This is a genomic window from Desemzia sp. FAM 23989 (genome assembly GCF_045528345.1).
GTDB lineage: Bacteria > Bacillota > Bacilli > Lactobacillales > Carnobacteriaceae > Desemzia.
On the sequence record NZ_JBGQQT010000033.1, the window covers coordinates 1 to 14,224 of the forward strand.

Below are 14,224 nucleotides of genomic sequence, written 5' to 3' on the forward strand. Positions count from 1 at the left end.
ATGAATGTAGATAACATTAATCGCAATCGCTTGCGCTCTTTTTTTGGACAACTGAAAAATCGGAAAAAAAGCTGTTTAGTTCTATTGAACTTTTCTCCATTTCAAATTAGCCCAATTGTTCAGTAGGCATTATTTATGCATCTAAAGCCAATTTCAACTACCTTTTCTTTATAGAAAAGGGTAAAGCCTTATTAGATTTATTCATTTTAGGATAATCTCCTACTGAATATTGATTTCATATATCTCATTAACAGTTTTAGTTTTTAATGAGATATATGAAATCAAACGCGCTTAGAACTTGACTCTAATTTTCGAGTGCATTTATAATTCGACTTTTTCCAAACCAATAAAAACTGGCTGTAAAAAAAGTAGAAATACAAAACAATTTTGAACCTTTCAAAAAAACTCAAATTGTTCAGGTATAACTATACTTATTGTTTTTTTTAGATTAGCCAATTAACCTATCTATCTTAATAGAGTTATAAAATCTTTTTCTCCTGGTTTTAAATCAATTTTAGAATGATATTCATTTAAACAATTTATTAGGTACTCAACATTTGAAAAGTGTTGCCGTACAAATTTTTCAGTTTTTACATTTTTGATATTTAGTACTTGTGTACAATAGTCACTAGGTTTCTGATGTCCTCTACTCGACTGCCTTTTATACCTGTCATATTCTCCCATTCCAATGATAACAAGAATTTCAATTTCTGGTCTCGTAATAATAGATACAATTTCACTTATTTGTTTTTCAAACGGAGCAGCTATTTTAAATCCTTCACTTTTTTTATCTATAACACGAATGATCTTTATTTTTTTTTCGTAATCTTGATTTAAATATTTAGTTTGAAATTGTTTAGGCTTTATTCTCTTAATTAATTCTTCATTCAATAAATCTTCTGTGTTAAAAATTAGTTTATTTGCGTTTAGTAAAGTTTCAATTATTACTTTTTCCGCTGTTCCTTCATATATACAAGCAATAATCTCTTCCATTAATTATCACCGTTTTCAGCATTTATTTCATTCGTTAATTCTTTAACATAATTTTTCAAATCCATTGTTGCTGTATATTGAGGTGCGGTACCTTTAATATAATTTGAAAGATATACTTCACTCTTTTTCAAATCATTTCTTTGTACTTTTTTAGAATAGTTTACTAATTCATTTTGATTTTCATTATTACGATCTTTTAATGTAATGTAAATATTGTCTTTCCTATTAAATTCATCTAGAAGTTCACTATAATGAGTCGAGAAAATTAAAGTAGCACCATTTGGATTTGTTTTTTCATCTTTAAATAAATTGAATATTGTTGTTATAATTGTTTTATTGAAATGATTTTCAATTTCGTCTATTAATACATAGCCTCCATTTTTTATAGCCGGTATAATTAGGCTGAAAGCATTAATACCTTTTATGGTACCAGAGGATAAATACTTTTCTAATTCCATAAAATTACTTATAAAAATTTCTTCTTGACTATAGAACTTTAAGAACGTTCCACCTTTATCAGCATCTCTTACATACTCAATACTTGAATCAAAAAATTTGATGACTTCCTGTGGTACATCCCAATTTGATAAATAAAAATTGTAATTTGTTAAATCTAAATAACTTCCAATGTAGATAGGTGTATTTTTTGTTTGAATTATATTAACGCTTATATCTTTAGGTAAATACTTTTGATCAAGATCCGTTCTTTTAACTAACACTTCTGTGTCATTAAACGCATAAAGCTTTTTCTTAGACATTACTTTTTTACTCTCTTTAACTACTATTGTCTCTTCAATAAATTCATATTCGTTATTATTGTTAAGTGCAACTATTGAACTTAACTTAAAAACATTTTCTTGATCATAATAAAAGATGATAAATTTCATATTATTTCCCAATAAATCTTTACCTATAACTTCATTTAATTGTTTATTTCTAAAAAAAACATCCATAATAATTGATAAATACTTTAGAATAGTTGTTTTACCAGAAGCATTAATCCCCGCAATAGCAAAGCTATTTTGAGTATAGATATTAGAAAATAGATGATTTAAATTTTCTTTATGAACAACTTTATCTTGTGCAGTAAAATCAAATTCAATTCTTCCATCTTTAAATATATTATTTCCTTCTATAATTACCTTTAGTAACTTCATGCTATCCACCTCTTTAATATATTATACCACTCGGTTTTTTTATTACAAACAAAAAACACGTTTAAAAAAATGATAAATAAGATTTTCTTGTTTTATTTTCAACTCTTTAAACAGATTAATCGTTTTAAAAAACATTGATACATCATTTGCAAAATAATATTACCTTAATATTTATTTTTTAGTTTAGCTGAGATATTTCCCTTAAAAATAAACAGACCTACAAATTCTTTCTTTAGACAATTTGTAAATGTACCCGTGTGACTTGAATTGAACAATTGTATCTTTGAAAATAATCAGAATCCTAAATCAACATAGTGATTATGCTATACTAAACAAACAACAACCACCAAAGGAGTTCTAACATGAAAAGTTTAGTTTTAGCAGAGAAGCCGTCTGTGGGGCGCGATATTGCTCGTGTGCTTGGCAGTACCAAGAAAGGGAAAGGCTACTTTGAAGGAGATCAATACATTGTTACTTGGGCACTGGGACATCTAGTGACATTAGCTGACCCCGAGACCTATGACCAAAAATACAAAACCTGGAATTTGAATGATTTGCCTATGTTGCCTGATGATATGAAATTGACCGTCATTCGCAATTCCGGCAGCCAGTTCAATGCAGTCAAATCGCAACTGAAGCGTAAAGACGTATCTGAAGTTATCATTGCGACGGATGCTGGTCGTGAAGGAGAATTGGTTGCTCGTTGGATTATTGAAAAAGCCAATATCCACAAACCGATGAAGCGCCTGTGGATATCTTCCATTACTGATAAAGCCATCAAAGAAGGCTTTAAAAACCTGAAGCCCGCTAAAAATTACGAGACGCTTTTTCAAGCTGCCGTGGCTCGTTCCCAAGCAGACTGGTATATCGGATTGAACGCCAGCCGTGCATTGACGACCAAATACAATGCCCAATTGAATTGCGGTAGAGTTCAGACACCAGTGGTTCAAATCATTGCGCAACGCGAAGAAGAGATTAACCAGTTCAAACCAAAAACGTTTTACGGAGCAGATGCTACTACAGACTTATCCTTAAAACTGGGCTGGCAAGATCAAAAAACAAAAGACACAAAAACATTTGATCAACAGAAAATCAGCCAATTGGTCCACACGCTTGATGGCAAAAACGCTGTCGTGACCAACGTGGTAAAGAAACCTAAAAAGACGTTCTCTCCTGCTTTGTACGATTTAACGGAACTGCAGAGAGATGCTTATCAAGCATACGGTTATTCAGCTAAAGAGACACTGAACCTGATGCAAACACTTTATGAGCAGCACAAAGTGTTGACTTATCCACGGACAGATTCTCGTTATTTGACGACAGATATCGTACCGACTCTGAAAGACCGTATCAAAGTGAGTGCTCACGGAGAATACAAAGCGATTGCTAAAAAATTATTGAACCAACCGACTAAAGCACAAGCTTCCTACGTCAACGATCAAAAAGTTTCTGACCACCATGCCATTATTCCGACAGAACAAGTCGTGCCTATGCAACAGTTATCAGCTAAAGAACGCCATATCTATAATCTGGTTGTGAAGCGATTCTTCGCTGTCCTATTACCTGCACACGAATACGAACAGTTTACGTTGACCGCTACTATTGGTTCAGAATCTTTTACTGCCAAAGGCAAAACCGTCACCAAATTAGGTTGGAAAGAAGTCAACACTGGTGCAAATGCCAAAGAAGATATTTCAGGTAAGTCTCTTTCTTCTATTAAAGTTGGCGATACGTTAAATGTTTCGTATATTAACGAGACTTCGGGACAAACAAAAGCTCCAGCATACTTCAATGAAGCTACTTTGCTGACAGCGATGGAGAACCCTGGTCAATACATGGCTCAAAAAGATCAAGCCTTATCTAAAACGCTGAAAGCTACCGGTGGGCTTGGAACAGTAGCCACTCGAGCAGATATCATCGACAAATTGTTCAAGTCTTTCTTACTCGAGAAAAAAGGCAACAATATTCATGTAACATCAAAAGGGAAACAGCTCTTAGAATTGGTTCCTGCCGACTTGAAGTCCCCTGAACTAACGGCTGAATGGGAACAACAACTGGAGTCAATCGCTAAGGGAAAACTGACAAAAGAACGATTCGTAGGAGATATCAAGAAATTCACCAAAGAATTAGTGACTGAAATCAAACAAACAGATGGAAAATTCCGTCACGAAAACATTTCCAGCAAAACTTGTCCAGACTGTGGAAAACCGATGCTGGAAGTAAATGGTAAAAAAGGCAAAATGTTGGTGTGCCAAGACCGCGAATGCGGCTACCGCAAAAACGTCTCTAGACAATCCAATGCACGCTGCCCGAACTGTAAGAAAAAAATGTCTCTTAGCGGCGAAGGAGACGGTCAAATTTTCACTTGTACGTGTGGTTACCGCGAAAAATTATCCGCGTTCAAAAAACGTCGTGAACAATCCGGATCTGGTAAAGCAGATAAACGAACCGTTCAGAAGTTTATTAAGCAGCAAAAACAAGAAGAACCGGAAGACAATGGATTGTTTGATGCGTTGAAAGGTTTAACATTTGATGAATAAGCAACTATAGCTAATAGTAAAAATCCCTCTTTGAGACAGCCTTGTTGTTCTCAAAGAGGGATTTTTTCGATTGCAAAAGACTATAACATGGGTAAGTGTAAAGAATAAAAACGGTTCTACAATATTTGACGGTGGTAAGTAAAAACTACATTTCTATTTCATTCAAAACCTTTTAAAAACTCAGTCCTAGACATTTATGGAGGAATATGGGGGTTGCTTATAGCCGAGCCATGAGATGTGATTTTCGACTCAAGGCTGGGCCTATAAGCAACCCAAAAAATCAGAGTAAAATCTAGTTTTTTGGGTCGTTTTTTATAGCAACGTCTAGGGAATAACTTAAGCTACAAGTGGTTCAAGAATAACTAATAGGTCTTTTGGGCGATCACTTATTCACGAAAAAACAGGGTATTTCTCCTCACTCTATCTTTAAACACTGCCGAAATAGTAAAAAAATGAGCCTGATATAGCCAGCGGGACTGTTGTTTTAGTTTATTGATCAAGTGAGCCTTAATTTAATGTTCACTTGATCAATAACTCTACTTTATTAGTCAAGTGAGAACTTAATTTAATGTCACTTGAAGAATAAACTCACTTTATTCTTCAAGTGAGAGCTGTTTCAATACTCACTTGATCAATAACCGTTGTTCACTCACCAAACGAACGTCTCTTTCGCATTGAATAGAGCATTCCATCGGAAGAAACATATCGACATGATTAAGAAACACGCCATGATTCGTTTCACCATTTATTCTGCTACAAACACAAACCCAAACCCCAAGTCCGGTTGAATACCGAACTTAGGCTTAAGCATAATAAAAACTCGAATAAAAGAGTTTCCTCTCCCATTCGAGTCTCAGCGAGTCTAAACGTTCTTCACCTTGCGTTTAACAGAAATATTTGTCTACTAGATAATTTCAATGATCTCTTTCTTGCTGGCTGCATTAGCCGGTGCATAACTGAAAATCAGACCAACCAAGGAAGAAACGCCTAATGAAATCAGAACAGTAACCAGGTCCACTCCGATAGAAAACGGCAATAGCGCTGCTGCGATAGAGGAAAATAACAGACCCAATAAGTAGCCGATGACTCCACCAATACTGGTCATCAATACCCCTTCTAAGACAAACTGTGCACGGATGCTGCTTTGAGAAGCCCCTAATGCCCGGCGAATACCGATTTCTTTCGTTCGTTCCGAAACGGAGATGTACATCATATTCATCACACCAATTCCTGCAATAAACAGAGATATTCCGGCTACACTGGCAATAAATAGGGTAATTCCTCCTAACACTTCTGAAATACCATCATCTAAAGCAGACATATCAAAATGTTCATAGGTTCCCATTGTCCGCATAGATCCGTCTTCTTCAAGTACAGCAATGGCTTCTGCTGCTACATCTGAAGGCAGTGAGCCTCTTGCGACAGTCACTGTTACAGTATCTTCAATTGTGTCTGCATCATGGTATCGCAGGTAACTGCTTTTAGGAAGTTCAATCTCTTCCGGCATAAAACCGGCTAATAAGCCAGATGAATCCAAATCACTTTCGTAGACTCCGACAATCGTATAAAGTTGATCACCTAATGTAATCCCTCTTCCAACGGCATCATCTTCGGTCTCAAATCGATCTTCTACAACAGAAAATGGAACGACAGCTACACGACTTTCATTCCCGTTATCCAACATATCGATCGGTCTGCCCGCAATAACGGGTCTGCCTTTATCCTCAGTCATGACCACATCCAAGTAAGTTTCTTCACCCTCTACCAGGGTAGTTACGGAAGCATAGTCAGAACTCGCTTGATAGATTTCTGCCCCTTGAACACCGGGAATATTTCGAATCATCTGCAAGTCCATTTCAGAAAAGAACGGATCATTTGTCTCATACATCCATTCCATATCCTCTGCCATGAACTGAACATCAACTGTTAATAGTTCTCCTTCGTCTGGATTCAACGATTCCATGACGTAATTTTCAAATCCGCGTCCAATAGACATAATCGTACTGACAGCCGCGATTCCGATAACGATACCAACCATCGTCAAAAAGCTTCGTTTTTTATTTTTCCATAAGGCGTTCCAAGCACCTTTAAAAAAAACTGATGGATTCATACGCTCACCTCACTTCTTCGGTCAATACGCCGTCATGCATATGGACTACTCGATTGCAAAAGCTTACGGTTCCTGGATCATGTGTAACCAGAATGATCGTAACACCTTCTTCTTCATTTAACTGCTTAAAGACATTCATGATATCATCAGACGTTTTCGTATCTAACGCACCTGTCGGCTCATCTGCGATAATGAAATCAGGATTGTTGATGATGGCTCTGGCGATAGCCGCTCTTTGCTGCTGCCCGCCGGATAATTGCTTTGGAAGTTTATTTCCTTTATCTCCAATACCCAATTTCTCCAATAATTCTGCTACTCTTGCTTTTGTTTGACGGTAATTCCAGCCGTCATAAAGCAGCGGCAGTTCAATATTTTCTCGAATCGTCAAGGTTTCGATCAAATTAAAATGCTGAAATACGAATCCTACTCGCTGATTTCTCAATTTAGATAAATCATTATCTGCTTTAGAAGTCACTATCTCATCTTCTAAATAATAATTGCCCAAGTAATTCCGATCAATGAATCCGATCAAATTCAACAAGGTGGATTTCCCTGATCCAGACGGTCCCATAATGGCCAAAAAATCCCCTTTATGGACTTCAAGATCGACGTTTTTCAACACAGGAAACCACTCATCATCTGCTTTATAGGCTTTTCTGATTTTCTCCAGCTTAATCATACATCACCATAACTTCATCACCATCTGCAAGAGCCGTATCTGGATCTAATAACACTTCTTCCTCTACTGCCAATCCCGATTCAATGACATAAAAGTTGCTTTCTTTTGAGACTGTTACTTCTCGTTTTTCTACGATACCCTCTTTATTGACGTAAACAACTTTTGTGCCATCTTCCTCTTCGATTACTGCATTTTGTGGAAGATACATCACGCCTTCACTGTATCCGATTTGGACAGAAAAGCCGTATTGAATCGCTTCTTCCGGAAGAACGGTAAATGGATAGCGAGAAGAAGTAGCTCCTTCTGCTGCCGCTTGCATTGGCAATGAATCGATTTTCGCAATCGTTCCTTTTAATTGGCGGTCAGAGTTCATTAAATAAATATCGACAGGACTATCTACTGAAAGCTTATTGTAGTCATACTCTGATACGGACGATTCAATTTTTAAATCATGCGACATCAGGCGTACAATAGGCTGTTCGCTTAATTGCAAGCTGGCAGGATCAGCTTCATTCAGTTCCACCACCCCTTTAAAATCGGATTGAATCTTTGTGGTAACCCCTTGTCTTAGTTTTTCGATTTCATATGTGATGTCTTCCATCTGATCCGCTAATTCATTCAGCGACATCTCTGCACTTTCAATCGTTGCTTCCGCCTCTGCTTTGCTTGCTTCAGCTTCCATCAGCTTATTTTGAGCGGCTTCAGCTTCAGGGTCAATCATCATCTCTGCTTCACTGTTTTCACCAGCAGCCTGAATTTGACGGTTGCTTTCTTCCATATTCGCAGTTGCTGTATTCAATGCTTTTCTTGCATTCGCAAGTTCTGTCTCTGCTTCAGCATACCGTTCTTCTAAGCGGCTATACTGACGATTTTGTTCATCCAGCAACTGTTGATTTTCTTCATTTGTATAGGTAAATAAATCCGTTCCTTCTTCTACTTCTTGTCCATTTTCTACCAGTACTTCAGCGATCACACCTTTTGAAGCGTCATAAAATTCTTCTTGAACTTCCGCAGCTTGCACTTTCCCATCAAATAAAATCGGATCCTCTTCTCTCACAATGTGGACAGAATAAGATTGTTCTGCTTCACTCTCCGTGTCAGAGCTTTGGAAAAACTGGACAATTAAGATAACGATTACAATTATTCCGATGATGCCTATTGCTAAAAGTCCTTTTTTATCTCCCACGCGTTGTAAAAAGGAACGATTGACTTTTTCTTTAGTTGTTTTTTTCAATGTGGTTTACCCTGCTTTCTACTAAATTCCTAAGCTATCAACAAACAGCAAACTAGCTATACTAATAATAAGACCTAATACTAACCACACTATTTGCACAATAATCATGGCTTTTTTTACATGGCTTTCCTTTTCCTCACCTGAGAAATAAAAGAATAGAAACAACCCCGTTGTCGCCACACTAAACAATGTGCTCACAATTAAATTCCCTTGAAAGTTGAATTGTTGAACCAATATATTCAGTACTGTCGTAATCGCACTAGAATAAAAAATAGCCGACCAGATATCATACTTATAGACGTTTTTTTCTTTAGAAATCCACTGTGTTGGAAACTTTGTAAATACATATTCCACTCCTGCAACAATAAAAGCAGTTACTAAACTGGCAATTCCTCCGAAAATACCCGCTACAGCCGTTACATCTGATTCTAATCCTAACTCTGCTTCCACTGAAACGGACGCATAAATCCCGACCATTAAAGACGCTACTGCAAAAATAGCCGCAGCTCCCCAAGGAAACTTCTTACTTTGATTCAGTTCGATTTCTTGATTCATTTTATATTCCTCCATTTATGTATTCTAAATTTGAATTGATCTCTTTTTAAATTATATGTAATGGGTTATTCTAATTTTTTCCTCCTTTACTAACTTCAATAGTTGGAAATGTTCTGCTTTAAAAATCAACCAAAATCTTCCATGCACTAATTAAAATTGTAACAAACCGCTTATAAAATAACAATGTAATTCATTAGATAATTCCTATTTCAGATCACTAGTGTTATATGATACATAATGTGTTTCATCCAACACTAGTGATCTGATACATACTATATTTCAATGAATATCATAACATTCAATAAAAAAGGCTTTAGTCCAAACCAGCGACTAAAACCTTTTTTACATATTTTTTTAGTTAGTAAGATTTTCCCCATTACTAGCAATGACTTTCTTATACCAGTCAAATGATTTTTTCTTCGTACGGTTCAGTGTTCCGTTTCCTTCATTGTCTCGGTCCACGTAGATAAAACCATATCTTTTCTTCATTTCTCCCGTACTGGCACTGACAAAGTCGATACAGCCCCAAGTGGTGTAGCCTAGTAAATCTACGCCATCCAGTTCTACAGCGTCTTTCATGGCTTGGATGTGTGCCGCCAAGTATTCGATACGGTAGTCATCTTCCACATAGCCATTTTCATCTGGGTTGTCCACTGCGCCAAGCCCGTTTTCTACAATAAACAACGGTTTTTGGTAGCGGTCGTAGATGTCGTTCATTGTTGTACGCAAGCCTATTGGATCAATTTGCCATCCCCATTCACTAACTTTTAAATAAGGGTTCTTGATTGAAGGCAACACATTACCTGCTGTTTTTTCAGCTATTTCAGGATCTGTTGATACTACTCTTGAAGAATAATAAGAGAATGAGACAAAGTCTACCGTATATTTTTTAAGCAGCTCAAGGTCTCCATCTTCCATTTGAATCTCAATAACTTCACGCTCTAGTTTTTTCAATGCATACGCAGGGTATTTCCCACGGGATTGTACATCAATAAAAAAGTAGTTTCCATGATCAGATTGTTGCGCTGCCAAGACGTCTTCCGGCTTAGATGAATATGGATAATATTTCCCTGCTGCCAGCATACTTCCTACTTGATTTTCTGGATCAACTTCGTGAGCAATTTTAGTGGCCAGAGCGCTAGCTACTAACTCGTGATGAGCAGCTTGGTATTTAACTTGCTCTTCATTTTCACCTTCTTCAAAATACAAACCAGCACCCATAAATGGCAAGTGCAGAATCATATTGATTTCATTAAACGTCAACCAATATTTAACCAACCCTTTGTATCGGTTAAATATCACATTGCATAAATTTTCATAAAATCCAACCACTTTACGATTACGCCAACCGCCATATTTTTCTACTAAATGCATTGGAATATCAAAGTGTGTAATAGTCACAAGTGGTTCAATATCATATTTGCGGCATTCTTTGAAGAGATTTTCATAAAACTGCAATCCTTCTTCATTTGGTTCCGCTTCGTCTCCTTTTGGAAAAATTCTGCTCCAAGCAATTGACAGACGGTACGTTTTGAAGCCCATTTCAGCAAACAAAGCAATGTCTTCTTTATAACGGTGATAATGGTCAACAGCTTCTTTTGCTGGATAGAAATGTTCATCATCAAAATCAAACATCTTCATATGACCTTTCATTACTGCCATCCGGTCTTCTCCATGAGGAATCACGTCAACGTTTGCTAACCCTCTTCCCCCTTCATTATATCCACCTTCAGCTTGATTGGCTGCAGTTGCGCCGCCCCATAAAAAATCTTTTCTAAATGCCATTTTTGTCCTCCTGTTTTTAGTTATAGCTTTAATCATTAGTTGATTACTTTAACTAGTTGTTCTCCTTGAGAGACACTTGATTTACTAACAGTAAGGATATCCTCATAATCGGTTGAATTTGTGATGACAACTGGAGTGATTGTTGAATATCCTTTAGCAGCGATGCCTTCCAAATCAAATTCAATCAGTTTGTCGCCAACATTGACGCGTTGACCTTTTTCAACAAAGTATTCGTATCCTTCTCCAGCCAATTGAACTGTATCGATTCCAACATGGATCAACAGTTCCATACCGTTATCACTTGTGAGCCCGATAGCATGTTTAGAATCAAAAGTTGCCGTAACTGTTCCTGAAATTGGAGAAACTACTACTCCTTCGGCTGGCTTGATTGCTACACCTTTTCCTAAAATCTCTTCTGAAAACATGCCGTCATTTACTTCTGATAAAGGTACTGCTTCTCCTTTGATTGGAGACTGAATCATTGCTGTATCTACTCCAACTGTTGAACCTTTTATGTTGTCTTCTTCGTCTGTCTCTTCTGTTTTTTCAATGCCGTCGACTAAGGCATCTTCTTCTGATGCTGGGTCTTTGTACAAAATAAACGAAACGACAAAAGAAATTGCCATACTAATCAAGGCACCAATTACAGCCATATAGAAATAACTAAGTGTGTCATCTCCAATATAACTTGGAATCGTTAATAGACCAGGTGAGCCACCGGAAAAGTTTCTTACTTTAAAGATTCCCATGAATAATCCACCAATTCCCCCACCTATCATGGCTGCATATAATGGCGTTTTAAAACGTAAGTTGACACCGAACAAAGCAGGTTCCGTAATTCCAAATACTCCAGTCAAACCTGCTGTAGAAGCCATTTGCTTGATCGTTGTATCTTTACTTTTGAAACCAACTGCCAATGAAGCTGCCCCTTGAGCTACATTTGAAGCTAACATTCCTGGGTAAATCACCGTATCGTAACCCAGAGTCATCCGGTTATTGATACCGATTGGAACTAGTCCATAATGTGTCCCTGTAGCAACTAATAAAGGTGTCAATCCTCCAACGATTGTTGGAACTAACCATGGACTAACGCTTTCTAACCACGTAATTCCTGCTGAGATACCATCACTTATCAAGTATCCGATGGGTCCAAGCACGACTAACGCTGCAGTACCTACGATTGCTACCGTAATCATCGGTTTACTGAAGAATTTGATAGCCTTTGGAGATACACGATCTGCAATTGGTTCGACATATGACATCAACCAAACCGCTAAAATAATAGGAATAACAGATGATGAATAGGTTACAGGAGAAACAGGCAGCCCAAACAAACTAATGCTTCCAGTTCCTTCTAAGGAATTAACCATATCAACAAAGTTAGGATGGAGCAAGATTCCTCCAACCATCACTCCCAAATACATATTTGTTTTGAACTTCTGAGCAGATGATATAGCAAGTAAAATAGGCAAGAAATAAAATGCAGAATCGGCCATAAAGTTAACAATTTGATACGATTGACTTTCATCACTGATGAGATTGAAAACGACTAATAACGATAATACGGCTTTTAGCATCCCAGCTGCTGTGATAGCTGGCAAAATTGGCGTAAAAATACCCGTAATAGTATCAATAACTTTAGCTGCTACACCACGATTATCTTCTTCTTTTTCAGTACCTTCGCTGCTTCCTGATAAACTAGTTTGATTAGTGATTTCTTTATATACACTTCCAACGTCACTTCCAATAATGACTTGGTATTGACCTCCTTTAGAAACAACTCCCATAACGCCAGGAGTAGTCTTCAATGTTTCTGTATTAGGAATTTTATCGTCTTTCAAATTAAAACGCAAACGCGTGGCACAATGGTTTAAACCGGACACGTTTTTCTCGCCACCTACATTCTTTAAAATAGTAGCCGCTAATTCTGGATAATTCATTCGTTTTTCCCCTTTTCTTCTGTTTTAGTGAATAAAAAAATACCCAAATTCCCCTTTCATTCATGAAAGAGTCATTTAGGTATAGCCTGCTTCACCAGTAACAATCCTGATTTAGTTTTTTGTAATTCTTCTGATATGAATCGTCAAATAAATAATTTCGTCTTCTTTTAAGTCACGGCCAAATTCTTTTATGACATAATCACGGATTTTAAGCGCGCACTTGTATTCTTCAGTGTATTTTTCTTTCAGCATAAACATAAAACCGGCATCTTCATTTTCTTCCAGTTCTATTCCACTATACAGTCTCTGTATAAAGAATTTCAAGTGTGTCAAAAAGCGTTCGTAATTTAAAGAATATTCATCTAGATCTATTTTGAAATGGTATTTGATGATATTAAAGATATTCTGAATCGTTTTCGTCATCTCAGATACTTGGCTCACTTGTGACATGTCCAGTTCTGCATTGACGATATGAAGAGCAATGAATCCCGCTTCATCTTCTGGCAAAGAGACACCTAGTTTATTTTGAATAATATTTAGAGCTTCTTTCCCGATTAAAAATTCATGGTTATAAAATCGTTTGATTTCCCATAGTAAAGCATTTTTGATAGGCAAACCATTTTGATAGCGATCAATAGCAAAGTCAATATGATCGGTCAATGTCAGGTAGATATTTTCGCTTAATTTTTTGCCCAAAGACACTTTTGCGAAACTGATGATTTCATTGGCTGTTTGCAAATGCTCCAACTTCACATTTTCTAACAGCTTCGTCAGTTTGTTGGTATTCATGTCTTTTGTGCTTGTATAGACTTTCTCAACAGCGCTTTCATCTATGGGGTCACCGAGACTCCTTTTAAATCCGATCCCTTTCCCCATGACCAAGACTTCATTTTGATTACTATCAATAGATTTAACTATATTATTGTTGATAACTTTTTTTACTTCCACATTTTTTCTCCTCAACGAGGTTATAATAGCCAGCTAATAGGATAGTGCTTTCAATCCATCAAGTATAGCCCGCGAAAGCAGTAACAATCTTGATATAACAATATTACACCATAAACAATTTTGGATGTCAACCTCTTCTATTCTCCTGCATCTATCATATCGTTCGAACGTGATAATGTCCTAAGTAGGTCGAAGCATAAAATGTCCCAAAATGATAAAATAAAATCATGAAAAGGATAATACTAACGATGAATGAAGATAAGAAATATAAAGTAATAAAAGC

At 36.7% G+C, this 14,224-nt stretch carries 10 protein-coding genes; 1 reads left to right on the plus strand and 9 read right to left on the minus strand.

What is annotated here, in order from left to right:
• Positions 1-465: 465 nt before the first annotated feature.
• Together ACEN36_RS12335 and ACEN36_RS12340 are read right to left on the minus strand one after the other, a co-directional pair.
• On the minus strand, positions 466-993 hold the full coding sequence (locus ACEN36_RS12335) for a hypothetical protein (RefSeq protein ID WP_407103108.1): 528 nt from the start codon (positions 991-993) through the stop codon (positions 466-468).
• Positions 993-2,150 (minus strand): AAA family ATPase, encoded by a 1,158-nt coding sequence (locus ACEN36_RS12340; RefSeq protein WP_407126789.1) that lies wholly within the window; start codon positions 2,148-2,150, stop codon positions 993-995. The genes ACEN36_RS12335 and ACEN36_RS12340 overlap by 1 nt, the downstream gene beginning before the upstream one ends.
• 362 nt (positions 2,151-2,512) lie before the next feature.
• Here ACEN36_RS12340 and ACEN36_RS12345 point away from each other — a divergent pair, with 362 nt between their 5' ends.
• Positions 2,513-4,690, plus strand: coding sequence for a DNA topoisomerase III (locus ACEN36_RS12345; protein ID WP_407103110.1), 2,178 nt, complete (start codon positions 2,513-2,515; stop codon positions 4,688-4,690).
• A 904-nt stretch (positions 4,691-5,594) separates the two neighbouring features.
• Here the strand turns inward: ACEN36_RS12345 and ACEN36_RS12350 are convergent.
• The 7 genes from ACEN36_RS12350 to licT form a co-directional block, all read right to left on the minus strand.
• Positions 5,595-6,800, minus strand: coding sequence for an ABC transporter permease (locus tag ACEN36_RS12350; RefSeq protein ID WP_407103111.1), 1,206 nt, complete (start codon positions 6,798-6,800; stop codon positions 5,595-5,597).
• Positions 6,801-6,804: 4 nt separating this feature from the next.
• A complete protein-coding gene (locus ACEN36_RS12355) occupies positions 6,805-7,479 on the minus strand; it encodes an ABC transporter ATP-binding protein (RefSeq protein WP_407103112.1) in 675 nt (224 codons plus the stop codon).
• A complete protein-coding gene (locus tag ACEN36_RS12360) occupies positions 7,472-8,713 on the minus strand; it encodes an efflux RND transporter periplasmic adaptor subunit (protein WP_407103113.1) in 1,242 nt (413 codons plus the stop codon). The genes ACEN36_RS12355 and ACEN36_RS12360 overlap by 8 nt, the downstream gene beginning before the upstream one ends.
• Positions 8,714-8,734: 21 nt before the next feature.
• Positions 8,735-9,268, minus strand: a complete 534-nt coding sequence (locus ACEN36_RS12365; RefSeq protein WP_407103114.1) for a hypothetical protein — start codon at positions 9,266-9,268, stop codon at positions 8,735-8,737.
• 354 nt (positions 9,269-9,622) lie between these two features.
• Positions 9,623-11,053, minus strand: coding sequence for a 6-phospho-beta-glucosidase (locus tag ACEN36_RS12370; protein WP_407103115.1), 1,431 nt, complete (start codon positions 11,051-11,053; stop codon positions 9,623-9,625).
• Between the two features lie 35 nt (positions 11,054-11,088).
• Complete coding sequence (locus tag ACEN36_RS12375) at positions 11,089-12,993, minus strand: beta-glucoside-specific PTS transporter subunit IIABC (RefSeq protein ID WP_407103116.1); 1,905 nt, start codon at positions 12,991-12,993, stop codon at positions 11,089-11,091.
• A gap of 111 nt (positions 12,994-13,104) precedes the next feature.
• Positions 13,105-13,941 carry a BglG family transcription antiterminator LicT gene (licT, locus tag ACEN36_RS12380; protein ID WP_407103117.1) on the minus strand — a complete coding sequence of 279 codons (837 nt, stop codon included), beginning with the start codon at positions 13,939-13,941 and terminating at the stop codon, positions 13,105-13,107.
• Positions 13,942-14,224: the final 283 nt, after the last annotated feature.

Coding starts and splice junctions, on each gene's coding strand:
- ACEN36_RS12335 (WP_407103108.1), bottom strand. CDS start 993: ATGGAAGAGATTATTGCTTGTATATATGAAGGAACAGCGGAAAAAGTA.
- ACEN36_RS12340 (WP_407126789.1), bottom strand. CDS start 2,150: ATGAAGTTACTAAAGGTAATTATAGAAGGAAATAATATATTTAAAGAT.
- ACEN36_RS12345 (WP_407103110.1), top strand. CDS start 2,513: ATGAAAAGTTTAGTTTTAGCAGAGAAGCCGTCTGTGGGGCGCGATATT.
- ACEN36_RS12350 (WP_407103111.1), bottom strand. CDS start 6,800: ATGAATCCATCAGTTTTTTTTAAAGGTGCTTGGAACGCCTTATGGAAA.
- ACEN36_RS12355 (WP_407103112.1), bottom strand. CDS start 7,479: ATGATTAAGCTGGAGAAAATCAGAAAAGCCTATAAAGCAGATGATGAG.
- ACEN36_RS12365 (WP_407103114.1), bottom strand. CDS start 9,268: ATGAATCAAGAAATCGAACTGAATCAAAGTAAGAAGTTTCCTTGGGGA.
- ACEN36_RS12370 (WP_407103115.1), bottom strand. CDS start 11,053: ATGGCATTTAGAAAAGATTTTTTATGGGGCGGCGCAACTGCAGCCAAT.
- ACEN36_RS12375 (WP_407103116.1), bottom strand. CDS start 12,993: ATGAATTATCCAGAATTAGCGGCTACTATTTTAAAGAATGTAGGTGGC.